This window comes from Williamsia sp. Y721 (assembly GCF_059683565.1).
Genome location: NZ_JCASNH010000001.1, coordinates 261,820 through 288,817, shown reverse-complemented (window position 1 = coordinate 288,817; position 26,998 = coordinate 261,820). Strand labels below are relative to the sequence as shown.

General features: G+C 65.2%; 27 protein-coding genes. 5 read left to right on the top strand and 22 right to left on the bottom strand.

Annotated elements, in window-relative coordinates:
• Window positions 1-71 precede the first annotated feature (71 nt).
• The gene (locus AC56PL_RS01350) at window positions 72-1,601 is read right to left on the bottom strand and encodes a PucR family transcriptional regulator ligand-binding domain-containing protein (RefSeq protein WP_495514637.1); all 1,530 of its coding nucleotides are present in this window, start codon (window positions 1,599-1,601) and stop codon (window positions 72-74) included.
• 117 nt (window positions 1,602-1,718) lie between these two features.
• On the opposite strand from AC56PL_RS01350, the gene AC56PL_RS01345 reads away from it, so the two are divergent.
• From AC56PL_RS01345 to AC56PL_RS01335, 3 genes are read left to right on the top strand one after another with little or no spacing between them, the layout of a single operon-like run.
• Complete coding sequence (locus tag AC56PL_RS01345) at window positions 1,719-2,213, top strand: deaminase (RefSeq protein WP_495514636.1); 495 nt, start codon at window positions 1,719-1,721, stop codon at window positions 2,211-2,213.
• On the top strand, window positions 2,210-3,187 hold the full coding sequence (locus AC56PL_RS01340; protein ID WP_497152800.1) for an isopenicillin N synthase family dioxygenase: 978 nt from the start codon (window positions 2,210-2,212) through the stop codon (window positions 3,185-3,187). Before AC56PL_RS01345 ends, AC56PL_RS01340 begins: the two co-directional genes overlap by 4 nt.
• Window positions 3,188-3,245: 58 nt before the next feature.
• Window positions 3,246-5,246 carry an acyl-CoA dehydrogenase family protein gene (locus tag AC56PL_RS01335; protein WP_497152799.1) on the top strand — a complete coding sequence of 667 codons (2,001 nt, stop codon included), beginning with the start codon at window positions 3,246-3,248 and terminating at the stop codon, window positions 5,244-5,246.
• A gap of 51 nt (window positions 5,247-5,297) precedes the next feature.
• Here AC56PL_RS01335 and mce1N read toward each other — a convergent pair whose 3' ends face one another.
• The 10 genes from mce1N to AC56PL_RS01285 form a co-directional block, all read right to left on the bottom strand.
• Window positions 5,298-5,825 (bottom strand): transport-regulating membrane protein Mce1N, encoded by a 528-nt coding sequence (gene mce1N / locus AC56PL_RS01330; RefSeq protein WP_495514633.1) that lies wholly within the window; start codon window positions 5,823-5,825, stop codon window positions 5,298-5,300.
• A complete protein-coding gene (locus tag AC56PL_RS01325) occupies window positions 5,822-6,220 on the bottom strand; it encodes a hypothetical protein (protein WP_497152798.1) in 399 nt (132 codons plus the stop codon). The genes mce1N and AC56PL_RS01325 overlap by 4 nt, the downstream gene beginning before the upstream one ends.
• Entirely contained in the window at window positions 6,217-7,077 is an 861-nt protein-coding gene (locus tag AC56PL_RS01320) for a DUF308 domain-containing protein (RefSeq protein ID WP_497152797.1), read from the bottom strand. Before AC56PL_RS01320 ends, AC56PL_RS01325 begins: the two co-directional genes overlap by 4 nt.
• A 24-nt stretch (window positions 7,078-7,101) precedes the next feature.
• Entirely contained in the window at window positions 7,102-7,656 is a 555-nt protein-coding gene (locus tag AC56PL_RS01315; RefSeq protein ID WP_495514630.1) for a hypothetical protein, read from the bottom strand.
• A gap of 73 nt (window positions 7,657-7,729) precedes the next feature.
• Window positions 7,730-8,746: a porphobilinogen synthase gene (gene hemB, locus AC56PL_RS01310; protein WP_497152796.1), complete on the bottom strand. Its 1,017-nt coding sequence runs from the start codon at window positions 8,744-8,746 to the stop codon at window positions 7,730-7,732.
• A 10-nt stretch (window positions 8,747-8,756) separates the two neighbouring features.
• A complete protein-coding gene (locus AC56PL_RS01305) occupies window positions 8,757-10,448 on the bottom strand; it encodes a uroporphyrinogen-III synthase (protein ID WP_495514628.1) in 1,692 nt (563 codons plus the stop codon).
• Between the two features lie 45 nt (window positions 10,449-10,493).
• Window positions 10,494-11,432, bottom strand: a complete 939-nt coding sequence (hemC, locus tag AC56PL_RS01300) for a hydroxymethylbilane synthase (protein WP_495514627.1) — start codon at window positions 11,430-11,432, stop codon at window positions 10,494-10,496.
• A gap of 3 nt (window positions 11,433-11,435) precedes the next feature.
• Window positions 11,436-12,782, bottom strand: a complete 1,347-nt coding sequence (locus AC56PL_RS01295) for a glutamyl-tRNA reductase (protein ID WP_497152795.1) — start codon at window positions 12,780-12,782, stop codon at window positions 11,436-11,438.
• A complete protein-coding gene (locus tag AC56PL_RS01290; RefSeq protein WP_495514625.1) occupies window positions 12,779-13,531 on the bottom strand; it encodes a redox-sensing transcriptional repressor Rex in 753 nt (250 codons plus the stop codon). The genes AC56PL_RS01295 and AC56PL_RS01290 overlap by 4 nt, the downstream gene beginning before the upstream one ends.
• A 174-nt stretch (window positions 13,532-13,705) precedes the next feature.
• Window positions 13,706-13,963: a glutaredoxin family protein gene (locus tag AC56PL_RS01285; protein ID WP_482135768.1), complete on the bottom strand. Its 258-nt coding sequence runs from the start codon at window positions 13,961-13,963 to the stop codon at window positions 13,706-13,708.
• A 58-nt stretch (window positions 13,964-14,021) separates the two neighbouring features.
• On the opposite strand from AC56PL_RS01285, the gene AC56PL_RS01280 reads away from it, so the two are divergent.
• Window positions 14,022-15,203 (top strand): HAD-IB family hydrolase, encoded by a 1,182-nt coding sequence (locus AC56PL_RS01280; protein WP_495516004.1) that lies wholly within the window; start codon window positions 14,022-14,024, stop codon window positions 15,201-15,203.
• An 88-nt stretch (window positions 15,204-15,291) separates the two neighbouring features.
• On the opposite strand, the gene AC56PL_RS01275 is transcribed toward AC56PL_RS01280, so the two are convergent.
• From AC56PL_RS01275 to AC56PL_RS01235, 9 genes are all read right to left on the bottom strand, one after another.
• On the bottom strand, window positions 15,292-16,443 hold the full coding sequence (locus AC56PL_RS01275; RefSeq protein WP_497152794.1) for a lysophospholipid acyltransferase family protein: 1,152 nt from the start codon (window positions 16,441-16,443) through the stop codon (window positions 15,292-15,294).
• 138 nt (window positions 16,444-16,581) lie between these two features.
• Window positions 16,582-17,643, bottom strand: coding sequence for an NAD-dependent epimerase/dehydratase family protein (locus AC56PL_RS01270; protein ID WP_497152793.1), 1,062 nt, complete (start codon window positions 17,641-17,643; stop codon window positions 16,582-16,584).
• Window positions 17,644-17,810: 167 nt separating this feature from the next.
• The gene (locus tag AC56PL_RS01265; RefSeq protein ID WP_003402602.1) at window positions 17,811-17,912 is read right to left on the bottom strand and encodes a 30S ribosomal protein bS22; all 102 of its coding nucleotides are present in this window, start codon (window positions 17,910-17,912) and stop codon (window positions 17,811-17,813) included.
• Between the two features lie 259 nt (window positions 17,913-18,171).
• Entirely contained in the window at window positions 18,172-18,390 is a 219-nt protein-coding gene (locus tag AC56PL_RS01260; protein WP_482135772.1) for a helix-turn-helix domain-containing protein, read from the bottom strand.
• Between the two features lie 247 nt (window positions 18,391-18,637).
• On the bottom strand, window positions 18,638-19,474 hold the full coding sequence (gene proC / locus AC56PL_RS01255) for a pyrroline-5-carboxylate reductase (protein WP_497152792.1): 837 nt from the start codon (window positions 19,472-19,474) through the stop codon (window positions 18,638-18,640).
• 57 nt (window positions 19,475-19,531) lie between these two features.
• Entirely contained in the window at window positions 19,532-20,434 is a 903-nt protein-coding gene (locus AC56PL_RS01250) for a thioesterase family protein (RefSeq protein ID WP_497153544.1), read from the bottom strand.
• A 25-nt stretch (window positions 20,435-20,459) separates the two neighbouring features.
• Complete coding sequence (locus tag AC56PL_RS01245) at window positions 20,460-21,329, bottom strand: TIM barrel protein (RefSeq protein WP_495516002.1); 870 nt, start codon at window positions 21,327-21,329, stop codon at window positions 20,460-20,462.
• A 162-nt stretch (window positions 21,330-21,491) separates the two neighbouring features.
• The gene (locus AC56PL_RS01240) at window positions 21,492-23,000 is read right to left on the bottom strand and encodes an Rv0497 family membrane protein (RefSeq protein ID WP_497152791.1); all 1,509 of its coding nucleotides are present in this window, start codon (window positions 22,998-23,000) and stop codon (window positions 21,492-21,494) included.
• A gap of 17 nt (window positions 23,001-23,017) precedes the next feature.
• The gene (locus AC56PL_RS01235) at window positions 23,018-23,974 is read right to left on the bottom strand and encodes a Ppx/GppA phosphatase family protein (protein WP_495514620.1); all 957 of its coding nucleotides are present in this window, start codon (window positions 23,972-23,974) and stop codon (window positions 23,018-23,020) included.
• Between the two features lie 13 nt (window positions 23,975-23,987).
• On the opposite strand from AC56PL_RS01235, the gene AC56PL_RS01230 reads away from it, so the two are divergent.
• Window positions 23,988-24,863, top strand: a complete 876-nt coding sequence (locus tag AC56PL_RS01230) for a DUF3109 family protein (protein ID WP_497152790.1) — start codon at window positions 23,988-23,990, stop codon at window positions 24,861-24,863.
• A gap of 49 nt (window positions 24,864-24,912) precedes the next feature.
• On the opposite strand, the gene AC56PL_RS01225 is transcribed toward AC56PL_RS01230, so the two are convergent.
• Window positions 24,913-25,602 carry a winged helix-turn-helix domain-containing protein gene (locus tag AC56PL_RS01225; protein WP_495514618.1) on the bottom strand — a complete coding sequence of 230 codons (690 nt, stop codon included), beginning with the start codon at window positions 25,600-25,602 and terminating at the stop codon, window positions 24,913-24,915.
• Complete coding sequence (locus tag AC56PL_RS01220) at window positions 25,599-26,915, bottom strand: ATP-binding protein (RefSeq protein WP_495514617.1); 1,317 nt, start codon at window positions 26,913-26,915, stop codon at window positions 25,599-25,601. The genes AC56PL_RS01225 and AC56PL_RS01220 overlap by 4 nt, the downstream gene beginning before the upstream one ends.
• Between the last annotated feature and the right edge of the window lie 83 nt (window positions 26,916-26,998).

Genomic DNA, 26,998 nt, shown 5'->3' with positions numbered 1-26,998 from the left:
CGCCCGTTGATCTGACAGTTGATGACCCGAGCCGCTGATCACCCCTCGAACTGCTCCACAAGTGGTTCTGATCAGTCGGCTCTGCGACGGCCCTGTGCGCGATGAGCGCACAGGGCCATCAACAATCCCGGATAGGTTTGCGGCGCAGTGAAATCGAATCCGACCAGTCCTCGGATACGTTCGAGGCGCTGATACAGACTCTGCCGCCCCAGATTCAGCGCCGCCGCCGACCGGGTGGCGCTGCAGCCGTTCCGCAGATGCACTTCGAGGGTGTGGATCAACTCCGAGCCGTGGTCGTTGTCCCAGGCGATCACCGGGCCGAGCGCTGCGGCGGCCAACTCCGACCGGACGCCATCCGGCAAGGTCTCCACCGCCAGGTCCGCGGCCAGCGCCCGGACCGACGTCACCGCATCGGAGTGTGAACCCGACCGCCGATCGGCCACCGCGAGCGACAATGCATGGCGCACCCGCACCAGCGCCGACGAGAGTTCGTGCGCATCAAGGCGGCAGGGATCGCCCACCACCACTGTCGCCGCGCCGGAGCCGCCTGCATACGCACCCACGATCTCAGTGACGGCATCGCGATCGAGTCTCGACGGGGCGATCAGGGCGTACGCGGTCGCATGTACCTGCGCGTGCATCGACTGCGCCGAGATCCGTTTGGCGGCAGAGGCACTCAGTTGTGAGGCCATCCGCGGTGTCGGGACATCAACCGCGACAGGAACAATCCGGGCGGAGGCCGACGGCCGAAAACCTGCGGCCCCCAACCGCATCATCAGATCGGATCGCCGATCGATACGGGCGTCGAGCAGATCCGAGATCAACGACGACGCGGCCCGATGCGGAAGTCCACCGAGCTCCCGCGACAACGAAAGCGTCACTCCGAGGGGCCCTGCCCCGAGCTCGAGCATGCTGACCAATCCGGCCCGATCCAGTGGCGATCCGGGACCGGCGACCAGCGTTGCGAGAACCTCCCCTCGCATCCCCACCGGAACCGATGCCACCTGCGCATCCACCGCCTGCCACGCCGAATGGTCGTCGTCGACGCCCTCGGCGGCCATCAGCGCGTTGCCGCTCCCGAGCAGCACAAGGGGGCAACCAGCCGCGGCCGCAATACGTTTCAGCATCGCAGGCGCACCGTTGCCCGCCGCCATCTCGGTGTGCAACGCGGTACCCAGCTCACTGCGCCGGCGCAACAGGGCAACCTCGCCCGACACCAGATCTGTGTTGGCAGACCGGCACAGGTCGATGAACGGGATCACCGTGCGCAGGGCGATCAACGGAAAGTGCACGGTCGAGGCCTCGCGCACCATCTCGTCGGGCACCTCGTCAAAGGTCCGACCCATCTCGATCGCGACGCCGGCAACCTTGCGTTGCGCGAGTTCCCGGATGTAGTGCCGACGCGTGCCTGCATCGACCCCTGCCAGTCCGAGGCCCGTGGTCAGCAGCAGTTCTCCGCCCGACAGCAGCGGCCCGATCTCGAAGATCTCACTCGAGTGCACCCACCGGACCTCGTTGTCGAGCCCGTCATAGCCGCTCAGGACCTGCGGGTCGGCGGCCGCGAGATGCCGGTCGAGCACGTCACGCAATGTCAGGACCATGGCGTCCCTTTCTCAGGCGATCGACTTAGGGACCAGACGAAATGCACGCCGGTCAGCATTGCTACCGGGACACTATGTCAGTTGCCGCGGTGACGCATCACGGGCACCGTTGCTGGCATGACGACATCCCTCGATGTTTCCCCGACCACCTTGCTCGAGATTGCGTACGCCGAAGCCCGACAGGGCCTGACCGAAGGCGGGATCCCCATCGGAGCGGCTCTGTTCGCCGCCGACGGGACGCTCCTCGGCCGCGGCCACAACCGTCGGGTACAAAACGACGATCCCTGCGTCCACGGCGAAACCGACGCGTTCCGCAATGCCGGCAGGCAGACCGACTATCGGTCCACGATCATGGTCACCACGCTGTCACCGTGCTGGTACTGCTGCGGCCTGATCCGGCAGTTCAACATCGGGACCGTGATCATCGGCGAGAACACCACATTCCGCGGCGGCGAGGACTGGCTGATCGAGAACGGCGTCTCGGTGACCGTGCTCGACGATCCCGACTGCGTGTCGATGATGTCGGAGTTCATCGACCTCAACCCGCTCCTGTGGAATGAAGACATCGGTGTTGCCGATGACACGGAGACATCGAAGGAGAGCATGTCGTGAGCAGTCCCATTCTGACTGTTGACATCTCGCAGTGGCGCTCCGGCGGCGAAGCAGCCGATGCACTGTGCGCGGCCGTGGACAGGAGCCTGCAACAGGCCGGATTCCTCCTGGTCACCGGACACGGCATCGACCCGGAACTCCCCGCCGCACTGCGGGCGGCGGCACGCGAGTTCTTCGCGCTGCCAACCGAAGTGAAAGAAAAGTACGCCGTCGCGGTGGGTGGCCGCGGCTGGATCGGTCCCGGGATGGAGGCCAACGGATACGCCGAAGGCACCGAGACCCCGCCGGATCTGAAGGAGACCTACAACTGTGGCGCGCAGACGCCGGTAGGCGATCCGGAGGTCGACGCCCTGTGGTTCCCGCCGGACCTCTGGCCGCAGGAGGTCCCGCGCCTGCACGAGTTGTTCGTGGACTACTGCAAGCAGATGAAGTCCCTGTCTGACGACCTGCTGGATCTGATGGCCGCCTCGCTGGGCCTGACCGGTGAGGCCAATCCTTTTCTCGGCCGGACAAATCTCGCAACATGGACCTCGAACATCAACCACTACCCCGCGATCACCGAGACCGGGCCGGTCGAAGACGGTCAGTACCGGATCGGCCCCCACACCGACTTCGGCACGGTGACCGTCCTCGACCGCGAGCCGGGCGCCGGCGGACTGCAGGTCTACAGCACCGAAGGCGGATGGGCTGACGCGCCATACGATCCGTCCGCGCTGACGATCAACATCGGCGATCTCCTCGAATACTGGACCGGAGGTCGTTGGCCGGCCGGACGTCACCGCGTCCTGCCACCGCAGGCCGATGCCCCGGATGAGGACCTCGTCTCGCTGATCTTCTTCTATGAGGCCAATCACGACGCCGTGGTGACGCCCCTGGAACCACCGATCGGCGCGGAGTCCGGGCGACCACCGGTCATCTCGGGTGATTTCATCCTCGAACGGCTCGACGCCATCACGATCGTCCCCGCTACGTGATGGGGACTCAGTGGTGATGCGGGGTTGAGCGTCGCCTCCGCTGGGTAGGCTCGAATTCATGACTGCCATCGAAGCCAGCTCTGACGACGTCCCGGCCGATCTTCCGGGTACCGAAACCCCAGACGCAGACGATGCGTTGCTCGTCGACAATCTCCGGATCGCACTCGACGGCCGGTGGCGAAGTACACGGGAACACGTTCGGGAACAACTGAACCGGGCCGACCTGCTCCCCGATCCGTCTCGGTCGCTGGAGCAGGCCCGCGCCCGGATGCTCGAAGTCATGGGCGAACTGACCGAGTTCGGCTTCGCCCGTGCCGGATTCCAGGAAGAGCACGGCGGAACCGGCGACATCGGTGCATCGATCACCGCCATCGAACTGCTCGGCTACGCCGACCTGTCACTCATGGTGAAGGCCGGCGTCCAGTGGGGTCTGTTCGGTGGCGCCATCGAGAACCTCGGCACCGAGCGCCATCACCAGAAGTACGTGGAGGGCCTGATCAACCTCGACGTACTCGGCTGCTTTGCCATGACCGAGACCGGACACGGTTCCAACGTGCAGGCGCTGCAGACCACGGCTACTTACGATCCGGCCGGCGATGAGTTCATCATCCATTCGCCGACCCATCTCGCGCGCAAGGACTACATCGGCGGCGCCGCGCAGCACGCCAGGGTTGCGGCGGTGTTCGCGCAGTTGATCACCGGTGGCCCCGGCGAAAAACCCACCAGTCGCGGTGTGCACTGTCTGGTCGTTCCGATCCGTGACGCCGACGGCAACGATCTGCCCGGCGTCACCACGAGCGACTGCGGCTACAAAGGTGGACTCACCGGAGTGGACAACGGGCGCATCACCTTCGACCATGTCCGCGTCCCACGCGACAACCTCCTCAACCGTTACGCCGACGTCACGGCGGACGGCACCTACACGTCCCCGATCGAGAATCAGAACCGCCGCTTCTTCACGATGCTCGGCACGCTCATCCGCGGACGGGTCAGTGTCGCCGCCACCGCGGGCGCCGCCAGCCGCAAAGCACTCACCATCGCCACCCGATACGGCTTGGCGCGCAAGCAGTTCGAGTCGCCGGACTCGACCGACGAGATCACCGTCATGGACTACCTGGGTCATCAGCGCAAGCTGCTGCCGCTGATCGCGAAGTCGTACGCGCTCGCGTTCGCCCAGAACGAGATCATCGAAGAGCTCCACGAAGTCCAGTCGGCGGAGAGCGCGGACGAGGACCGGCAACGCGAATTGGAAACCGCCGCAGCCGGTTTGAAGGCGATGACCACGTGGCATGCCTCCAACACCATCAACGTCTGCCGTGAGGCCTGCGGCGGGGCGGGCTACCTCGACGAGAACCAGCTGTCGATCCTGCGTGGCGACATCGACGTGTTCACCACGTTCGAGGGTGACAACACCGTCCTGACCCAGCTGGTGGCCAAGGAACTGCTCTCGGCCTACTCCGACGACGTGCGCGGCCTGAACGCGGTGGGCTGGGCCCGGTTCATCGCCGGGATGGCCCGCGACGTCTTCCTCGAGAAGTCCGCCGCACGCCAGGTGGTGCAGACACTCATGGACGGCAGCGACGAAGATCCCGAACAATCCGACCTCACCAACCGCGGCACTCAGATCCGGCTGCTGCGCAACCGTGAGGATCATCTGCTGCGGACCTGTGCCAACCGGTTGCGCCGCGCCACCGACGAGGACAACGACCCCTTCGAGGTGTTCAACGGCGCACAGGACCACCTGCTCAAAGTCGGCACCGCACACATCGAACGGGTGGTGCTCGAAGCGTTCATCGAGGCGATCGACCGATGTGACAGCAAAGCCGGTACCGAACTGCTCGGCAAGGTCTGCGACCTGTTCGTCTATTCGACGCTGGAAGCCGACCTCGACTGGTTCCTGATGCACCGGCACGTGTCCGTCGAACGCGCCAAGGCCATCCGGCGGGGCGTCAACGAACTGTGCCTGAGCCTGCGGCCCCACGCCCGCACCCTGGTGGACGGATTCGCCGTACCCGAGGAACTCCTGCGGACCGCCATGATCGACGATCAGACCGCCTGACCATCGGCGAAATCGGCACGCCCGATGGCGGGACGCGGTGGTCGCGTCCCGTCAGTCGGGTGCGTCGTCGCGCGGGCGCTTGGGGCCCAGCCCCATCTGCACGGCCTGATGTGCCTGCACCAGCTCGGACCGGAAACGGTCCACGTCCCGGGCCCAGGCCTGAACCAAACGGCCGCTGTTGAGTTTCACGCCAACACCGCCGCGGCGCCGAGGCACCGCGGACAGCTCACCGAGCGCGGGTGCGCTCTCCCACTTCGCGTGCTCGTGGCCGTGATTTTCGGGGAAGATCTCTTCGATCTCGTCGAGGCGGATGGTCTGCGCACCCTGACGCAACGATGCCTCGGTCAGCCGGACACTGACATGGGCGCGCGCGGCATAGACCTGCAGCAGAGAGAACCCGCCGATGAGCACCGCGAAGGCCAGCAATGCCGGCCAATGCAGCTGACCGCCGCCGACGATCTCCATGATGAACACGATCAGACAGAGCACCGGGCCGATGGCAACCACCCACCAGGCACCGCCCGGCTCATAGAAAAGGGTCTCGCCCTCCGCTGGATCCAACTCGCGATCGCCGCTCATTTCGCGTCTTCGAACCAGGGCTCCGACGAGGGGCGAAACGCCATCATCGACCCGATGAGCGCGACGACGCTGAACAGCAGGGGCAGGGCGGCCGCACCCTTGATCAAGAACGAGGCCATGATCCCGAGGGCAACGAGCATCAGGGTGAACACGGCCAACGCCGAACGCCACCGCTGATCGCCGGAGAAGGCCTTACGCGCCGCGAAGATCAATGCGGCTCCGATGGCCGTGAAGAAAACCCCGAGTGCGACGAACCCGCCGATACCCTCGATCAGACTCGCGACGATGAGCGCGATTCCATACAGACCCATCAGCGCGCCACTGATCGTCCACAGCCAGTAGGCGCGCGTGACCAGGGTCGGTGGTGCGGCCGGTTCGACGGGCTTGCTGCTCACGTTCGGTCTCCTGGGTCAGGTCTGTTGTCTTCTGGACTGTAGTCATCAGGACCTGCGGGCGGTCGATATCCCGCGGGTGGATATCCGGGTTCGCCACCGTATCGGGGTTGCTCACCAGGCGACTGTTGCTGCCCGTACTGCTGGGGCTGCCCGTACTGCTGGGGCTGTCCGTACTGCTGCGTCTGTCCGTACTGCTGCGGCTGTCCGTAATAGGGCTGCTGCGGAGACGGGGTGTTGGAGTGCTGTGTGTCGTAGTGCTGTGGGTTGTGGTGCTGTGGGTTGTAGTGCTGTGGGTTGTAGTACGACGGCGGCTGCTGCTTCTTTTGTTTGCGCCACCGCGTCATGTTCTTGCAGTACGTGTCCGAATCGCGATGCATGAGCAGCACACCCGCACCGAGCGCGGCCACACCGCCGATCACATTCGGGACCATCACCCAGGTGTCGGAACTGTCCGCGAAGAATGCCGACACCGTTTGTACGACGAGAAAGAAACTGAAGAATCCCAGGACCAGACGCGCCCAGTTGTACCCGATCCGGGCCAGCCAGCTCAGCCCGGCAAAAACCGCCGCCAGAACCAGACCGGTGACTGCGATGACCGCCCAGATCACCCCGTCGGGCAGTTGTGCGTCCGGATTGTCCTTGGCGACGTCGTCGGCGGTGTCGAAGAACTGCCGATACTGCGACCCGAAGATGACGCACTGGGCCACGATCACCAGGATCCACAGCTCGGTGGCGATCGCCGTGGCATTCGGGATGGTCGGTTTGGTGGATGTGGGCTCCGACCCGGCGCCGGGACTCTGGCCGGCCGGGTACCCACTGTGTGGGTTCTGGCCATGGGGCGTGGGGGGCACGGACATGCGTCCCAGCGTAGTTGGCGCCGCTCAGGCAGGCCTTCCCGAGTCACCGACGGCGCTGGTGATCTGGCGTCGGCCGTCGGCCATCCAGTACCGGTAGGCATCGAGGTTCACACCGAGGATCGCGGTACTGACGTCCACCGGCACCCCCTCGCCGGCCAGCAACCGCACCAGCGGGAACCAACCCGCTTCGTCGGGAGGCGGTTCGGGAAAGAGCTCGGCTGCCCGTTTTCGGACCGGACCGTCAAAAGCGCGCCGCAGTTGGTCGCTCGGCGGAGGCTCCTGACGATTCCGTTTCGGCACTGGACGTGAGGTGTCGACCAGTGGGAGCACCTGCCCCGAAGCGTTGCGGGTGTGGCCCGAGGGGCACTGAACCACGGAGTCCTTGTCCATCCATTGCCGGAAATCCATGGGATCGAAGCCGAGTACGGCGGCCGATGCCTCGACCGGGATACCTTCACATCGAAGCTGACTCACGAAGTTGTACAGGTCATCTCGACTGTGAAATGGGCCGGCCGCCCCTCGCCTGCGTTCGATGGATCTGGCAAACGCCACTTCGAGACGACTCGGTTGATCCGACACAGCTGTTCCCCCAGCACCCCGGTCGCGCCATCAGGCCCCACCCCGATGAACAATCACTTATTGCTTGCGATTGTCAATGTAGCGCAGATGCAACCTCATGTGCCCAATAAGTGAGGACGATGTCAGCTCCGGCCCGCCGGATGGCAAGCAGGGACTCGGCGATGGCCGCATCCCGATCAATCCATCCGCGCTCGGCAGCAGCTGTGATCATCGAGTATTCACCGGAAATCTGGTACGCGGCGACCGGAACATCGGATTCGTCGGCGATTCGCCGGAGCACGTCGAGGTAGAGCATCGCCGGCTTCACCATCACGATGTCGGCGCCTTCCGCCAGATCCAGGTGCAGTTCGCGGGTCGCCTCCCGCAGGTTGGCCGGATTCTGCTGATACGACTTGCGATCACCCTCCAGCGACGAGTCGACCGCCTCGCGGAACGGGCCGTAGAACGCCGACGAGTACTTCGCGGTGTACGCCAGAATCCCGGTGTCGATGAAGCCGGCATCGTCGAGCGCGGTGCGGATCGCGGCCACCTGACCGTCCATCATTCCGCTGGGACCGACCATGTGCGCACCGGAACGCGCCTGCACGACGGCCATCTCCGTGTAGCGGGTGAGCGTGGCGTCGTTGTCCACCGCACCGTCCGGACGTAGGACACCGCAGTGGCCGTGATCGGTGAACTCGTCGAGACAGGTGTCGGCCATGATCACGGTCGAATCACCGAGATCACTCCGCAGCTGCCGCAGCGCGACGTTGAGGATGCCGTCGGGGTCGGTGCCTGCGGTACCGACGGCGTCCTTGTCCTGCGACTTCGGAACTCCGAACAGCATCAGACCGCCCACACCCGCCTCGACGGCCGCCTCGGCGGCCCGCCGCAGCGACTCGACGGTGTGCTGAGCAACCCCGGGCATCGAACTGATCGGACGGGGCTCATCGAGCCCGTCGGCCACGAACATCGGCAACACCAGATGGCGCGCCTCGAGCGATGTCTCGGCAACAAGCCGGCGAATGGCCGGGGTGTTGCGTAGCCGACGGGGTCTATCGGTAAGGGCAGGTCGATCGGTAAGGGCAGGTCGATCGAAAGGTGCGGTCATGAGACCAAGCCTACGAGCGCGAGCGACGGGCCTTCTTACGCGGAGGAGGCAGTGCACCCTCGGCCCGCAGACGGGCAGCATGCTCGGCGAGCGCGTCGACGAGTTCCTGCACCGACGCGTTCTCCGGACGCACGTCCACTCGCAGACCGAACTCGGTCGCGGTTTCGGCGGTCTTCGGACCGATGCAGGCGACGATCGTGCGCGCATGCGGTTTCCCGGCGATACCGACGAGGTTGCGGACCGTCGAAGACGAGGTGAAGCAGACCGCGTCGAAACCACCGGTCTTGATCATCTCGCGGGTCTCGGCCGGCGGCGGCGCGGCCCGAACGGTGCGGTACGCGGTCACATCGTCGATCTCCCACCCGCGGCCACGCAGGCCCTCGGACAGGGTTTCGGTGGCGATGTCGGCGCGCGGCAACAGGATCCGGTTCACCGGATCGAAGACGTCGTCGTAGGGCGGGAAGTCCTCGAGCAACCCCAGCGACGACTGCTCGCCGGTGGGCAGCAGTTCCGGGTTGATACCGAAGCTACGCACCTTCTCGGCGGTGGCCTCGCCCACGCAGGCGATCTTCACGCCGCTGAAAGCCCTTGCGTCCAAACCGAATTCGGCGAACTTGTCCCAGACCGCGCGAACCGCGTTGGTGGAGGTGAAGACCACCCACTGGTAACGGCCGTCGACCAGACCCTTGACCGCACGCTCCATCTGAGCCGGGCTCCGAGGTGGTTCGACCGCGATCGTCGGGACCTCCATCGGGATGGCACCGTGTGTCACGAGCCGATCCGACATGTCGCCTGCCTGATCCTTGGTGCGCGGCACCAGCACGGTCCACCCGTACAGCGACCGCGACTCCCACCAGTTCAGCTTGGCGCGCGCGGCGACGACCTTGCCGATGGTGACGATCAGCGGCCCGGTCAGGGCGCTGCCGCTCTCGTTGAGGGTCGCCAGCGTGGCCTCGATCGTGCGCTGCTGGCAGGTGGTGCCGTTGACGGTGATCGCAGCCGGCGTCTGGGGGGCCAGACCGTTCTCGGTCAGCGCACTGGCGGTCTCGGCGAGATGTCCCGACGTCGCGTGCAGCACCAGCGGTCCGGGAGCAGCGGCCAGGGCCGCCCAATCGACCTCTCCGCGCACATCGGCCACAGCATGAGCCGAGCCCAGCGGCATACCCGCATAGCTCGGTACAGCGGCCGTGGCGGGCAATCCCGGGATGACCTCGAACTGCACCTGCGTGCGGGCCACGGCATTGACCTCGGCCAGGACCGAATCGGTGGTCAGCGGGTCACCGGCGACCAGGCGGACCACATCGTGGCCCTCCCGCGCGGTAGCCACCAACGTCTTGGCGACCTCATTGGGGTCGCCAAGAGCCGGCCGCACGTTGCTGACCTGGTTGTTGTCGTCGTCAGCGGCGTCGGCATCAGGCTGTTGCGCACCCTGCTGATCCGCACCCTCGGCCGCGGCGCTAATGTCTTGCTTGCTCGGTTTTGTGGCACCCGAACGTGACGATTCCGTCTTCGACGAGGTCGGCTCACCGGATCCGGCACCGATCTGCGCGACGACCGCGGACGGCACGTCGGGGTCGATGAACACCGTGACGGCGTTCTCGATCGCGGTGCGGGCGCGGACGGTCAGCAACCCGGGATCGCCGGGTCCTGCCCCGACGAAGAGGATTCGTCCAGGCGTGATGACCTTTTTGGTTCGGCTCATGTTGCTCTCCTGCCCCACTCGGGGCTGTAGCTCGGCCCGCCGGTCCTAGAGGAGCGTTTTCGCTCCCAGTTCCAGCAGTTCTGCGGCAAGTTCTCGGCCTAGTTCGGTCGCTCTCGAGACCGGGCCCACCACCGAGGCCCGAACGGAATCAGATCCGTCCTCGGCCACCACCGTCGCGCGGAGCGACAGCTCGGTGAAGATGCGCCCGCTTTCGTCGATCGACTCGACCACTTCGGCCATCGCACCGACCGGCGCGGTGCACCCGGCCTCGAGGGCCGCGAGTACCGCACGCTCGGCGTCAATCGCCGCACGGGTGGACGGATCATCCAACTCGGCGAGAATGCTCACCAGTTGGGCATCGTCTTCACGGCACTCCACGGCCAAAGCTCCCTGTGCAGGCGCCGGTAGCACCTGGACCGGATCCAACGCTTCGGTGACCTCATCAGCCCGTCCGATACGTACCAGTCCGGCCCTGGCCACCACCACCGCGTCGAGTTCACCGCTGGCGACTTTGCCCAACCGAGAATCTAGATTGCCTCGAAGGGGGCGGATTTCCAAACCGAGACCCAATGCCCTAAGCTGCGCGGCCCGTCGCGGGGCCGAGGTGCCGACGGTGGCACCGGGCAGCAGCTCGCCCAGCACCTTGCCACCCGCTGCGACCAGCGCATCTCGGGGATCTTCGCGGGTCGGGGTTGCCGCGATGACCAGGCCCGGCTCGGGCGCGGTCGGGAGATCTTTGTAGGAGTGGATCGCGACGTCGACGTCGCCCGCGGTCAACGATTGGCGGATGGCGGTGACGAAGACACCGACGCCGATCTGCTGCACCGGATCGGACGACTGGTCGCCCGCGGTCTTGATGATGACAAGCTCGGCCGGATGCCCGGCAGCGATCAGGGCATCACGAATGGTGCCGGCCTGAGTGGTGGCCAGCAAGGAACCCCGGGTGCCGATCCGGATCGGAGTGCGGCGTGACGAAGAGCTCAATTTCTAGTGACCCTTTCGGGGTGCGTCGGCCTCACCGAGACCGACTTCAGGAGTTGAAACCGATTCTGCTGCACCAGGTTTGAGCTCGAAAAGCTCACGCAGCGCCTCGGCGTATTGATCACCCTGCGGAGTACTCGCAAGTTGTTTGACGCGCACCGTCGGCGCGTGCAGGAGTTTGTCTACAACCCGGCGAACAGTCTTCGCGACCTCGTCACGCTGCGGGTCATCGAGGCCCGGCAGGCGGCTTTCCAGCCGCAGGATCTCACCCTCGACAACCTCGGCCGCACGCTGCCGCAGCGCGGTCACGGTGGGCGTCACCTCGGCCTGACGCTGGTGGGTCATGTAGTCGGCGAGCTCCGCCAGTACGATCTCGCGGGCAGCCGATTCATCGGCGTCGGCAGCCTTGGTGGCCTCGTCGCCGCGCAGGCCCTCGATGTCGATGATCTGCACGTTCGGCAGCCGCGCGGCCGCCGGATCGACGTTTCTGGGGAGACCAAGATCACAGATCACCAGCGGGCTCTCAATAGTCCGCCGGGCCAGCGCGGAGTGCACCTGCCCGACTCCCACCACGGCACCGATCGTGCCCGTACAGGTCACCAGGACGTCGGCATCGGCCAGCGCTTCGGTCAGTTGGTCCATGGGGACCGCCCGAGCGTTGATGCCGTGATTCTTGGCCACGTTGCCTGCCAGATGCTGAGCCTTCTCATGGGTCCGGTTGACCAACGCGAGATCGGCCACACCGGCACGGGCCAGATGCGCGGCGGCCAGACCGCCCATCGCACCGGCGCCGAGCACCACGGCCGAGGAGATCTCGCGGCCAAGCACCGCCCGGGCCCGATCCAGGGACACCGACACCACGGAGGCGCCTGCCCGATCGAGTCCGGTCTCGCTGTGAACCCGCTTGCCCACCCGGAGCGCCTGCTGGGCGAACTCGTGGAGCACGCGGCCCGCGGAACGGTTGGCGTCGGCGCTGGCGTACGAAGATCGGATCTGACCGAGGATCTGCTGTTCGCCGACCACCATCGAGTCGAGGCCCGCCGCCACCGAGAACAGGTGTTCGACGACCGCCTCCGAGTAGCGGACGTAGGCGTACTTGGTCATCTCGTTCACCGACATGCCCGAGTGCCGTCCCATCACCTCACCCACGGCTTCGAGAGCCGGGTGGAAGGCATCGACGACTGCGTAGATCTCGACCCGGTTGCAGGTCGAGACGATCATGGCCTCGCTGATCTGCGAACTCTCGAGGAGTTCGTCGATGAGTTTCGGCCGGTCGTATTCGGTGACCGCGAGTTGCTCCAGGATCGAGACCGGAGCACTGCGATGCGATACGCCGAACAGGAAGATACTCACACGCCCACCGACCTCTTGTTGGATCGCGCCCGGGGTGTCGCCGCCCGGCCGCGCGGCAACGAATTAGGTTGCTCCACTTCGTTTTCCGCACTGTGCCTGCGTGCCGCATTGAAAGCCATCACCTGTAGCTCGAGCGCGAGGTCGACCGGACGCACGAACACGTGCTCGGGAACCTGCGGGGTGACGGCGGTGAAGTTCAGGATCTGTTGCACCCCGGCCGCCACGAAGGCGTCGCAGGTGACCTGCGCGTCGTCGTCCGCGGTGGCGAGCACCGCGATCTCGACGCCGTGTTCGGCACAGATCGCAGCGACCTCGCCCAGGTCGCCGACCAGCATCTCGCTGTCGTTGCCCGCGACGATGGTTCCGACGAGATCCGGATCGGCATCGACCAACGCGACGATCTTGATTCCCCGGCGGTCGAATCCGGCCCGACTGACCAGGGCCCTACCGAGATGTCCGGCGCCTGCGAGCACGACGTTGTGGTTGTGCTCGACGCCGAGGGTCAGCGCGATACGTGCGATCAGGCGGCTGACGTCGTAGCCAACACCGCGCACGCCTCCGGATCCCACATGCGACAGGTCCTTACGGAGGATCGCGGGGTTCACGCCTGCCGCGGTGGCGAGCTGGTTCGACGAGACGACCAGGGCGCCGCTCTCGCTGATCGAACGCAATACGTGCAGGTACGTGGCAAGCCGGGCCACCGAGGCACCCGGGATGTCCGGCTGCCCCAACGTGGGACTTTTCGCCATGCCGACCGTCTTCCTCATCTGGGCTGCATCGTCCGGGGAATCACGGACGCAAGTCCAACCCCGAACACTTCGGTTACACGGACGTAACCACTCGACGGTCCACGGTACCGCTTGTGAATCGATTCACAAACTCGGCTCATGCTGAAAACTCGAAAATCTGGCCAGGAGTCTGGACTAGTGTCCAGCGCTCAGCCGCAAATCGGCTTCCAACCTGGGGATATCAACATCCCAATAGCTATGCTCACGACCGTCTAGCAGGACCACTGGCAATCGATCACCGTATTCGGCGCGCAGGGATGGATCGGTTTCCGCGGCCGCATCGACATCGATCTCCTCGAACTCGACTCCGAACTCGTCGAGAATCGGTTGCAGATCGGCAACAGCACGGGCGCAGGCGGCACAACCCGCCCGGGAGAGCAGCGTGATCGTCACACGAACAGTCTTGCACTGCGTACCGACTACGCTTGAAGCGGACCGATCAGGGGAGGCGATAGGAGTGACACAAACTCCAGGCGACGGGTACACCGGCGGCGATGATTCTGAGATCGACCCCCGCATCGAAGACAACGTCGACGAGGCGACCGCAGCGGGACCGGCGGCCGAACATGCCCACGGCAGGACCCATGACGACGCCCGCGACGCCGAACACGACGATGACGCGGTCGACGACGACGACGATGACGTCCCCGGGAAACCGGCCACCCCATCGGGTCCACTGTCACCGCTGACGAGCCGGGTCGGACGCTTTCGTCAGTCCGCTGCCGAATTGCGCCAGTCACTGGCAGGCGAGGCCAGCGCGCAGGCCGCGTATTCGAAGCTCCGGGAACGTTCACTGCACGTCCCGGCCGAGGGCACCGTCGCCACCATCGAGGTGGACGAGCCGGGCGTACCGACCGAGGTGCCGCCGGACCTGACCGCCGCCGCGTTCTTCGACGTCGACAACACCCTGGTGCAGGGCGCCTCGATGATCCACTTCGCGCGGGGGCTCGCCGCCCGCGACTACTTCAGCTACCGCGACATCATGGAGTTCGTCTGGGCCCAGGCGAAGTTCCGCATCACCGGTCGCGAGAACTCCGAGGACGTCGCCCAGGGCCGGGAAAAGGCCCTCTCGTTCATCGCCGGACGTCAGACCGAAGAGCTGGTACGTCTCGGCGAAGAGATCTTCGACGAGTTCATCGCCGACAAGATCTGGCCGGGTACGGCGTCCCTGGCGCAGATGCACATGGATGCCGGCCAGCAGGTGTGGTTGGTCACGGCGACACCGGTGGAACTCGCTCAGACCATCGCCGACCGGCTCGGACTCACCGGAGCACTGGGCACCGTGGCCGAAAGTGTCGACGGGGTCTTCACCGGCCGCCTGGTCGGCGACATCCTGCACGGACTCGGCAAGGCCCATGCCGTACGAACCCTGGCGATCCGCGAAGGGCTCAACCTCAAGCGCTGCACGGCGTACTCGGATTCACACAACGACGTGCCGATGCTCTCGCTCGTCGGCACCGCCGTGGCCATCAACCCCGACGCCGACCTTCGGGACGTCGCCCGGGTCCGCGGCTGGGAGATCAGGGACTACCGCACGGCCCGCAAGGCCGCGAAGATCGGCCTGCCGACCGCGGTATTCCTCGGTGCGGCAGGCGGTGGCGCCGCCGCGGCTGTCAAACACCTTCGCCGCTGACCCCGGCACCTCCCGATGATGTGGCCTTTTGGCGAACAAAACCCCAGGTGGGATACGCCAAAAGGGCACACTATCGGGCTGGGCGGGCTCAACCGAAGTAGATGCTCCCGCGACGGCTGAGCATTTTGAACAGGGTCTGCTGGATCTCTTCCCGCACATGGTCGGTGAGGTCGAACACGACCATCGGATCGTCGGCGGCCTGCTCGTCGAAGTGACCGGTCTCGATCGGCGTTCCGAAATGGATCTTCCACTTCGACGGCAACGGCACCAGCCCCAACGGACCGAGCAGCGGGAACGTCGGCGTCACCGGGAGGTACGGCAGACCCAGCAGCCGGGCGATCGGCTTGAGGTCGCCCAGCATCGGATAGATCTCTTCGGAGCCGACAATCGACACCGGGATGATCGGGACACCCGCCCGGAGCGCGGTGGTGACGAATCCGCCGCGTCCGAAGCGCTGCAGCTTGTAGCGATCTTTGTAGAGCTTGCCGATGCCCTTGAATCCCTCGGGCCAGACCGCGGTCAGTTCACCGCCACGCAGCAACCGCTGCGCATCCGCGGTGCAGGCGAGGGTCGATCCGGTACGCCGGGCGATCTCGCTGATGAACGGGGTGTCGAAGACGAGATCGGCCGCGAGCACCCGCAGGTGCCTCTTGGCCGGATGATGGTCGTGCACCGCAACCGAGGTCATCAGCGCGTCGATGGGGATGGTTCCGGCATGGTTGGCGACCAGTAGTCCCCCACCGTCGAGCGGGAGGTTCTCGATGCCGCTGACCTCGACGCGGAACCACTTGTCGAACAACACCCGCAACGCGGGCAGCCACACCGATTCGGTGAAGTGCGGATCGAATCCGAAGTCGTCGATCTCGTAGTCGCCGGTGACCCGCTGTCGAACGTAACCGGCGGCACCGGTGATCGAATCGGCCAGCGCCCCACGCATACCGTCGAGACTGAGCAGCGACGACGGCTCGGGTTCGGCGAACTCCCCTGCCGCCAGCTTCGCCCCGACGTCGGCGCTGATCGGGGTGACCGGCGCCTGATGAAAGTCGTCGGTGTTTGGATGGCCGTTCGTGGGGTGCGTCTTGTTGCCGGGATTCTGTTGCTCCGGATTGACTTTGACCCCACCCGTGGTCGCCTGCGAAGGATGTCGCCGACGCGCACGACCGTTCGGCCCCGGTGAGCTCGAATAGAGCTGGATCACCTTTGCCGTCCGCGCATCAGTCGTTCGGTCCCGACCCGGCACCAGCACGCACCTTCCTCAAGCTCAACGCTTGCCACCCCTGGATGTCGCATTCACGCCACAACATCTTCATTGTCCCTGCCCCGGCGGGTTAAGCGCCACCCGACAACGTCGTTCTCCGATAACAAACCACCCGCTAGTTCATGTCAACTGCAACGCGGCCCTCCGCGCCCATCGCTCCACGCGATACCAGGCATCCGGCGAGATCACCGGCTCCAATGGTTTGCGCGACAGAAAATCATCAAACGTCTCGATGCTCGTATACGTGGGCACGAATCCGAGTTCGGTTCGCATCCGCGTGGTGTCGAGGACCCGGCCGAAGGTCACGTAATCGACCTGATCGAGCTGCATCGCCGTCACCCGCATCCCCCGGTAGACGCCGGCCACCGTTCCGAGCATCGTCGAAGGGACCGGCAACCCGATCCGGCCTGCCCGGCGCACCGCCTGGGTCAGGGTCATCACCCCGTCGGCGGCAATGTTGTAGATCCCGGGACGCCCGGACAGCGTGGCGTGCTCGAGAGCCGACAGCGCGTCCTCCTCGTGCAGGAACTGCAGTCGGGGCTCATGACCGATCACGACCGGGATCACCGCCGACGAGAAGTACTTGCTCATCCGGGTCGAGATCTTCGGACCGAGCATCGCCGACAGCCTCAGGATGGTGACGGTCATGTCCGGACGGCGTCGCCCGAGGCCGCGGGCATACCCCTCGACGTCGATGAGGTCGCGGGCGTACCCCTTGGTGGGCTCGACGCGGGCCGCGGTCTCTTCAGAGAAGTGCGCCGGGTCCGCAGAACTCGACCCGTAGATGATCCCGGCAGACCGGACGATGAACCGCTTGACGGTCGGGCTGCGCTGGGCGGCCGCGCACAACTGCATCGTGCCGATGACGTTGAATTCTTTGATCGCCGGCGAATGGCCGACGGTGTCCATCACCGATGTCGCGGCGTGCACGATCGTGTCGACACCGGCCTGGTCGATGATCTTGGCGATGCTGGTCCGGCGAATATCGGTCCGGATGAACTCGGCCCGGCCGAATCGCCGCTGCATATCTTTCGACGGGACCAGCGAATCGACCGCGATCACCCGGTCGATCGCCGGATTCTGGGCCAGGCGGGTGGTGAGATAGCCGCCGAGAAATGTCGACGCTCCCGTCACCAAAACCACGGAAGGTGCCGACTCCACCCCGTCCTCGCCCTCGGCCATGCGCCCAGCGTACGGAAGTTGTTTCAGGTTTTGCCAGAGTGCACCGGGTTAACATCTCGATAATCGCAACCATCGAGTTCAGATCGTCACGGTCACGACCCGGCGAACCCCGGAAACGACAAAACCCGCCGACAATGCGGCGGGTTCTGTCTATAGAGCGAAAAAACTCACTTACCGAGTTTCCTGCGCTGCACTCGCGTGCGACGCAGCAACTTGCGGTGCTTCTTCTTCGACATGCGCTTGCGGCGCTTCTTGATCACTGAACCCATCTGGGAACTTCCTCACGATCTGACCTGATGGTCCTACAGGTTTTGGCCGTCCACACAGGCTGGCTCACTTACTACGCGCGCCAGAACACCGGCGAACGGGTCGCCTGCAAACCTTACCGCCAGAGCGACCAGTGGCGAAATCCACTCCGGATCACAGATCCGGCGACCAGGGGTCGATGCCGACATGAGGGCAGGTCAGCACTTTACGGACCGTAGATGTTGCTCCACGGCCCGTAAGGGCGATTGCTGCAGCCGGGGCTTAACCGGCGTCGAAGTACGACGTCTCGAGATAGTCGTGAACCGCCTTGGCATGCACGCGGAACGAGCGACCTACACGAACTGCAGGCAACTCGCCGTTGTGCACCAGGCGGTACACCGTCATCTTGGAGACCCGCATCAATGTTGCGACCTCGGCGACGGTGAGGAACTGGGTTCCACCACCGGCGGCGTTGTCACCTGACTTATTTGCAGATGCCATGAAAATTTCATACCTCCGGTGCACGCGTCGCGGCCGCAGGCTTCCCCTCCTGCGGACTCCAGACACGCACGTGCTTCACGAAGCTTAGCGTGGCGGGTGGGGTCAATGCGACGTGAGTGGGCAATTGTTCCTAATTGACGGCCCGATTGTGGAAATTTTCCGGCAAAACGCCGATGGCGGCCGCACCCGGATGCGATTGCATCGGGTATGGCCGCCATCGGCGTCGGACTTTTACGCGACCGCCGCCTCAGTCGACTTCGATCGCCGAGAGCACCGCTTTGCCGATCGACTCACTCTTGGCTGCGCTGGCGAGCACCGCCTCCGAGACCGCGTGCCGGACCCCGTACCGCTCGAACTCGCGCACCGCGGCCGCCGTCGTCCCTGCCGGGGAGGTGACCGCGGCCCGCAGATCCACCGGAGAGAGACCGGAGTCCGTCAGCAGCACACCGGCGCCGCGGATGGTCTGGGCGGCGAGCTCGGTCGCCATCGCCCGGGTCAACCCCAGACTGACACCGGCATCGGCCATCGCCTCGGCCATGAGGAACATGTACGCAGGCCCCGATCCGGACAGCGCGGTGATGGCATCCATCTGCTTTTCCGGGACGACAACGACCTTGCCGACGGTCTCGAGCAGCGTCACGACGGTCGCGACATGCTCCTCGGTGGCGTACCGACCACCGGACACCCCACACATCGCCTCGCCGACCAGCATCGGCGTGTTGGGCATGACCCGGACAACCGGCGCGCCTGCGGGCAGTGCGTTCTCGTACTTCGCGGTGGGCAGCCCGCTGACCAGGGTCACGGTCAGCCGCTCCTGCTCACCCATGTCCTCGATCTCGGCCATCACCGACAGCACCGAGTCGACGTCACCCGGCTTGATGGCCAGGACGACGATCGCGGCACCTTCCACCGCGTCGGCGATGTCGGTGACGCGGACTCCGTAGTCGGCGGTCAGTTCTTTGGCCCGGGCCGCGAACTTCTCGGCCACGACGAGGTCTTTGACGGGCTTGCCGGTCCGGATCAGCCCGGCCAACAGGGCCTCGCCGATGTTGCCGCCGCCGACGATTGCGATTCGCTGGGTCATGAAGTCACTTTCTCACGCTGAGATTGATGTAGGTGTGCGCCGGTTGTGGGGCGGGGATCAGTTGGCATCAGGGATCATCGCGAGCTGGCGGGACTGCACAACGACGCTGCCCGTCGAATCGATGACCACATGGTCCTCTTCGAACCAGCCGTGCCCGACCTCGGTGCTCGACGACTCGATCCGCAGCCAGCCCGGTGCCGGATTGCGCCGAAGGTAGGTGGTCAGCTGCAAGGTCGGAGCCCATCCGAACAGGTGCAGGTTCATCACGACCGGAGCACTGAGATCTCCGGCGAGCACCGCGAAGAGCCCGTCGGGCGCGGTGGTTTTCGGGCGGGCCCACATCCGGAAGACGGGGTCGGCCTTCTCACCGCGGACGAAGGCGACGGACTTCTCATCGATGGCGATGTCGAGGACCGCCCCCAGATGCATGATGTCGCCCATCGGGCTGTCCTGCACGTAGATCACGTCGTCGTCGGGTTCGACAGGCATGTCCCGCAGCGTCGAGGGGGCCGAATAGTGGCCATCGGTGTCGGGAGTGCCGATCGTGACCGTCGAATGAACCAGGTTGCGGCCATTTTGATGTATCTCGACGTCGACAAGCGACACCCGCCGCCCGCGCTTGCGCACCCAGACCGCAAGAGTGATCTCCGCGGGATCCGGTGCCCCGAGGAAATTCGTGGCGATCGCCACCGGCGCGAGCCCCGACGCCGCGGCTTCGTCTCCGGCAGATGGTCGAGCTCCGCCTCCGGCTTCGTCTCCTGGCGATGGTCGAGCTTCGTCTCCGGGCGCGGTTGCGATGAATCCGGCCAACGCCGCGTTGGCGGTGAGCATCTGCAAGGTGCCGCCGTGGACCTTGGGACCGATGGTGAAGACGGGGTCGATCTGCGCGGTGTACTCGATCCGGTCCGATCCCGGGTCTCCGACCTGCTGCAGGGTGTTGACGATGTCAAGGTTGGGCACAGACAACTGAAAAATACTCCTGTGGTTACGCCCGCTCGAGGTTTCTTCTTGCGAAATCCAGTGAGCGGGAAAGGATCTCGCGACGCTCCGCTTTGGTGTTCACCGCACTGCTGCTGACTTCCAATATGACCGAACCGGAGAAGTCGCCAGCGGCCAGTCGACTACACACTTCCACACAGGGTTGCGAACCTTCACCGGGGACCAGATGTTCGTCAACTGCGGCGCCCGAGCCATCGGCCAGATGGAGGTGGCGCAGGCCCGAACCCATCCGTTCGAGCATTTCGATCGCGTCGACGCCCGCCGTCGACGAATGGGACAGATCCAGTGTGTAGTGCGCAAAGCCATCGTCGGTCGGGTCGATCGAGGTGGCAAAGGCCGACACCGAGGTGCCCGGTCCCCCACCGCGACGCAACATCCGATCCGCCGCCTCCTCGTACTTGCCGAAAAACCGGTCGGTCCGGATCGGGAACATGTTCTCCACCGCGATGGCGACATCGGAGTCGTCCTCGAGGATCTGCACCAGGTCACGAAATCCGTTCGCATACTTCCGCTGCCACCGGAACGGCGGATGGACCACCACGGTCTTGGCTCCGAGATCCTCGGCAGCAGCCACCGAACGGGCCAGTTTCGCCGCGGGGTCCCGGCCCCAGACCCGCTGCGAGATCAGCAAACACGGCGCATGTACGGACAGGACCGGCAGTTGATAGTGCTCCGACAGCCGCGCCACCCGGGTGATGTCCTGGCTCGCGGCATCGGCCCAGACCATCAGTTCGATACCGTCATAGCCCAGGTCGGCGGCGTACTGGAATGCCGCTTCGGTGTTCTGCGGATACACCGAAGCGGTCGACAGGCCCACCGCGATGTCGCCGCGTGGGAGTTCAGGATGCGGACTCACCCTGGGCAGCCCCTCCAAGATATCGCCGGGTGAGGGCTCTCGATTCGGACTCACGTTCGGCCGACCCATCGAGATGTCGCGGGGTGAGGCTTCACGACTCGGACTCACGTTCGGCAGGCCGGCGGAGATGTTCTCGGGCGGGAGTTGCGCCGGCACCTGGTTTCAGTCCCCGGCAATCAGCAACAGGACAAGTGGACCGATCGTCACCAGCAATCCCACACCCATCGCCAGCAGGGTGCTGATCAGATCGTTGCTACGACGGACGACGTGAACGAGCGTCACCAATCCGAAAATCACCGCCACGGAGAGGATCAGCGCGAACAGGACGTTCCAGCGCCACAACTCGGTGAAACCCCAGAACAGGGCCACGCCGACGGCAAGTCCGGCCAACACCTGACCGATGAGCACCACCCACTGGACAGTCGGGGACTGCTCCTCCGCCGCAACCGATGTCGGGGTGGCCGACTCGCGTTCCGAATCCTTCGACTCGGAGCCATGTTTGATGAGCGAGGTCTTGACGACGTCGTCCCGGTCGGAACCGGCGTCCACCGCAGCAGCTTTGTCAGCGCCTGTTGCCTCGGTGCCGCGAACCCGTCCGATCTCTGACGTCGGCGATTCATCGGCGACCTCGACCGACTTTGCCGTGGCGATGTCATCGTCCGCAGTGACATCGGAGGCGGCGGTGTCGGCATCTGTGTCGAACCGGAGGTAACGATCATCTGCGGCCTGCTCCCGCGGCTTCGACACCTCTTCCGGTGCCGGTGCGGGTTCACGTTCCGTCGCCGGCGCCTCGGGCACTGGCCCAGTCGCCCCGGACTTGTCATCCGTCTTCGGAATGAACTGCGTCACAGTCCGATCCGAGTGGTCGTCGACATCGTCACCGACAACCGGCGTCGTCGCGGTCTCGGCTTTACGGCCGAAGCCGAACAGGCCCCGCTTCTTCTTCTTGCCACCCGCCGTCGCAGCGCCGGGCCCTTCACCGGTCTCGACGTCTTCGAAATTCCGGTACCGCTCGAACTCTCGCTCCCGCTCGGCGGCGCTCAGGACGCGATGATCATCGTCACTGTCGTCCACTTGCGAGTACGCCTGCATCGACGGGATGACGCCGGTCGTTTCCTCATCGGCGTCGCCTGAAGTCGATCGGGTGGCCGCCGAATCCTGTTCGGCCGCAACCTGGACCGATGTGACGGCGGAAGCATCAGCGAATCCGGACCCCGGCGCGCCTTCGGTCCCCGAATCGGCAGTCGCCGGCTTTGCGCCCAGCGGCGCAGGCCGATCAGGCGCACCCGGTGTCGGCTTGACGCCGGACTCCGCTGCGGCCGCTGCCCGCTTCGAGACCTCCGTTGTGCTGAAGTCCCGGGTCGGCGGCAGCGTCGAAGGCTGTGTGCCGTTCTCCGATTGTCGTGCCTGCTCTGCCTTCGGCGGCGTCGACGACGAATCAGCCTTCGGCCGGGACACCTCAGCAGCCTTCGGCTGGGCGGTCACCCGGGGAATCTCTCCGGTCAACTCCGCAACCGACACCGAATCCTTGCCGCCACGGCGACGACGCCCGGTAGCGGCAGGCGAACTCCCGACGGCCGAGGCCACATCATCGGCGCCCTGCTCTTTGGCACGTGCCAAGAGCTCGGCAACCGAGATGGGACGCGATTCGGGATCCATTCCTCTGGCCATGAGTTACTTCACCATCCTTAGCGTTGGCCCGCCGGCAATTCGGCATCACTGGACTCGAGGTCCAGCCTGCGCAAGATCACGCCTTCACGGAGGGCCCATGGGCATATCTCCAGGGTATCGATCGACAGAGCCCGCATGGTGGACTCGGCCACGAGTGCGCCCGCCACCAGCTGTCCAGCACGGTCCACACTCACTCCCTCCAGCTCGGCCCGGTCCGATGCGGTCATCCGGGAGATGAACGCGATCAACTGTCGTAGACCATCGCTCGTAAGTGTCCTCTTGACGCGAGGTCCAGCGCTGGAAGGCGCTGCTCCGGTGAGTCGCGCCAGCGAACGGAAGGTCTTGGAGGTGCCGACGGCCATGTCCGGTCGTCCGGCCGCGATGAGTTGTTTGGACGCAACGGCCAGTTCTGCATCGAGCCAATCCCGCAGCACAGCAACCCGGCGACGACCCGGCGGATCCTCAGATAGCCACTCGCGGGTGAGCCGCCCGGCGCCCAGCGGCAACGACAGCGCAACGTCCGGCTCCTCGTCCACGCCGTTGGAGAGCTCCAGAGAGCCACCACCGATGTCGACGGCCAGGATCCGTCCGGCACCCCAGCCATGCCAGCGACGGACCGCCAGCGACGTCAGACGGGCCTCGTCGACGCCGGAGAGCACCGTCAGACGGACACCGGTCTGCGCCTGGACCCGATCGAGTACCTCGTCCGAGTTGGTGGCGTCCCGGACCGCGGACGTGGCAAAGGCCATCACCTGCTCGCAGCCCGAGGTGTAGGCGATCTTGGTGAACTCGTCGACCGCGTCGACGAGGGTGTCGGCGCCGCGCCGGGTCAGCCTGCCATCACCGTCGATCTGCTCCGCAAGCCGCAATGTCGACTTGGTCGAACTCATCGGGGTCGGGTGACCGCCCCGATGCGCATCGACCACCAAGAGGTGGACTGTGTTGCTCCCGACATCTAGCACTCCTAAACGCACGCTCTACAACCTAATGCGTCTACCGTTGGCGTTTGTGCACGCAGCCTCGAAAATCGCGCCGAAACCCGAAGTTCCTCTCGACTTCCCACGTGAGTGGTACGAGTTCGTCGACCCCTCGAACCCAGAACACCTCATCAATGCAGACCTGACGTGGCTGTTGTCGCACTGGACCTGCGTCTTCGGGACCCCCGCCTGCCAGGGCATCATCGAGGGCCGCGAGAACGACGGGTGCTGCAGTCATGGCGCCTATCTCTCTGACGACGACGACCGCGAGATTCTGGCCAAGGGCATGGCGCAGCTGACCCCCGCCGACTGGCAGTTCTACGAAAAGGGTTCGGGCAAAAACCCTTTGGGCAAACGCGGCTATCTCGAGGAGGACGATCTCGACGGCGAGCCCGCCCTCAAGACCCGCAAGTACAAGGGTGCCTGCATCTTCCTCAACCGCCCCGGTTTTGCCGGCGGCCAGGGTTGCGCACTGCATTCCATGGCTCTGCGCAAGGGCATCGAACCGCTCGAGGTCAAGCCGGAGGTGTGCTGGCAACTGCCGGTCCGGCGGGAACAGCAGTGGGTCGAGCGTCCCGACGGCGAAGAAGTGCTCAAGACCACGATCACCGAGTTCGACCGGCGTGGCTGGGGATCAGGTGGTGCCGATCTCCAGTGGTACTGCTCGGGGTCACCCGATGCGCACATCGGCGAAAAGCAGGTCTGGCAGTCGTATCGGCCGGAGCTGATCGCACTGATCGGTGAGCCGGCATACGAGGAACTGGCCAAGATCTGTTCCCGGCGCAGCGCGCTGGGGCTCATCGCCATACATCCCGCCACCGCAGCCGCCACCAAGCGTCAAGAGGGCGACATCAAGTACGCCCAGCATCCCGAAGAACACTCCTGAGCGACCGGAATTGTGCGGCTCTGGGCAACAGAGCCGCACACCGGCGCGATCAGGGCTCGAACTTGTAGCCCAGGCCGCGGACGGTCACGAGGTGTTTCGGGTTACCCGGATCCGATTCGATCTTGGACCGCAACCGCTTGACGTGGACATCAAGGGTCTTGGTGTCACCGACATAGTCGGCACCCCAGACCCGATCGATCAGCTGGCCCCTGGTCAACACCCGTCCGGCGTTGCGGAGCAGGTATTCGAGGAGGTCGAACTCCTTGAGCGGCAACGTGATCGGATTCCCGCTGGCCGACACCGTGTGCCGTTCGACGTCCATCGAGACAGGTCCGGCCTCGATCAGACCACCGTCGAGGTCGGTGGGCTCGCCCTCGACACCGCCGCGACGCAGCACGGCCCGGATCCGGGCGATCAGTTCCCGCGCCGAATACGGCTTGGTCACATAGTCATCGGCGCCGAGTTCGAGCCCGACCACCTTGTCGATCTCGCTGTCGCGGGCGGTCACCATGATCACCGGCACCGACGACCGTGCGCGGATCGCCTTGCAGACCTCGGTGCCCGAAGCGCCGGGGAGCATCACATCGAGCAGGACGATGTCCGGCCCCACCCGCTCGAACTCGGGTAGCGCACTGGCCCCGTCGGTGACGATCGTGGCTTCGAACCCTTCCTTTCGGAGCAGAAATGCAAGCGGGTCCGCCAAGGACATCTCGTCCTCGACGATCAGCACATGTGTCAAAGGCTCAGTTCTTTCTCTTCGAAGACCACGGGAGCGGCCGGTTCGGGCTTGGTGACGACGGATGTCTGCCGTCCCTCCACGAGGGACGATTCGGCGACAAACGGGATGGTGAGGGTGAACGTGGAGCCGGTACCGGGCTTGCTCCACAGGTTGATGGCACCCCCGTGATTGGAGGCGACGTGTTTGACGATCGCGAGCCCGAGGCCGGTGCCACCGGTCTTGCGGGACCGGGCCTTGTCCACCCGGAAGAAGCGTTCGAAGACCCGCTTCTGATACTCGGGTTCGATGCCGATGCCACGGTCCGTCACCGCGATCGCCACCATCTGCTGGTCCCCGACGGTCACCAGCCGGCGACTGACCGACACCGCGGTTCCGCTGGGCGAATAGGCGATGGCGTTGGCGACGAGGTTGTTCAGGGCGGTCAGCAACAGTGTGTGGTCGCCGTGGACGTGTAGCCCGGAATCGTCGTCCGCGGTCAGCCTGATGCCGGCGGCCTCGGCGTTGATCTGCGCCCGGTCCAGGACGTCGTCGATCAGCGGATCGACCTCGAGATCCTCGAGGTCGGGCAGGCGTTCGGCACCCTGCAGACGCGACAGCGCGATCAATTCGGAAACCATGTTGCCCAGACGCTGCGACTCGATGTGGACGCGCTCTGCGAAATGCTCGACCGAGTACGGGTCGTCGGACGATTCCATCAGGGCCTCTGCCAGCAGACCGATCGCGGCGACGGGCGTCTTGAGCTCATGAGAAACGTTGGCCACGAAATCGCGGCGGGTCTCCTCGACGCGAGCGTTCTCGGTGTCGTCCTGCCCGTAGACCACCGCATAACGTTCGTGGCCGTCGGTGACCAGCCCACTGCGGCAGGACACCGCATGGACCTTGCGGCCGGGGCTGCGCCCGGTCGAGACGAAACCACCGGCACTCTGCGGCGGAACGAACCTGAACTGCTCGATTGCGCCGGTCTCCAGGGTGACCTGGGCGTGTTCCCAGACGTCGTCGTCGAGCAGGTGGTCCCGGACCATCCCGAGGTAGACCGCGCGCTCGTTGAAAAAGACGACATCGCGCACCACGTCGACCACTGCCAGGCCCGTCTCACCGCCCTCGACGATGAGGTCGAGCAGGGTTGCGCGGGTCATGGGGTGACGTTCGGGCTTCGACGGCAGCGTCGTCGATTCGGGTGACGACAGGGTCTGCGAAGCGTCTGCCGGAGGCAGGTCACGCACCCTTGGTCGACGACGGCCGAAGAACCATCCGGCCGTCCCACTGATGAGAAGTGCCAGGATGGCCACTCCTGCGACAACAATTACGGTCACAGGCAAATCTTACGGGCAGCGCGACACAACACCTCTGAAGAATGCTTGGCAACTACTGCAGATAACAAGTCGTCACGCGGTTG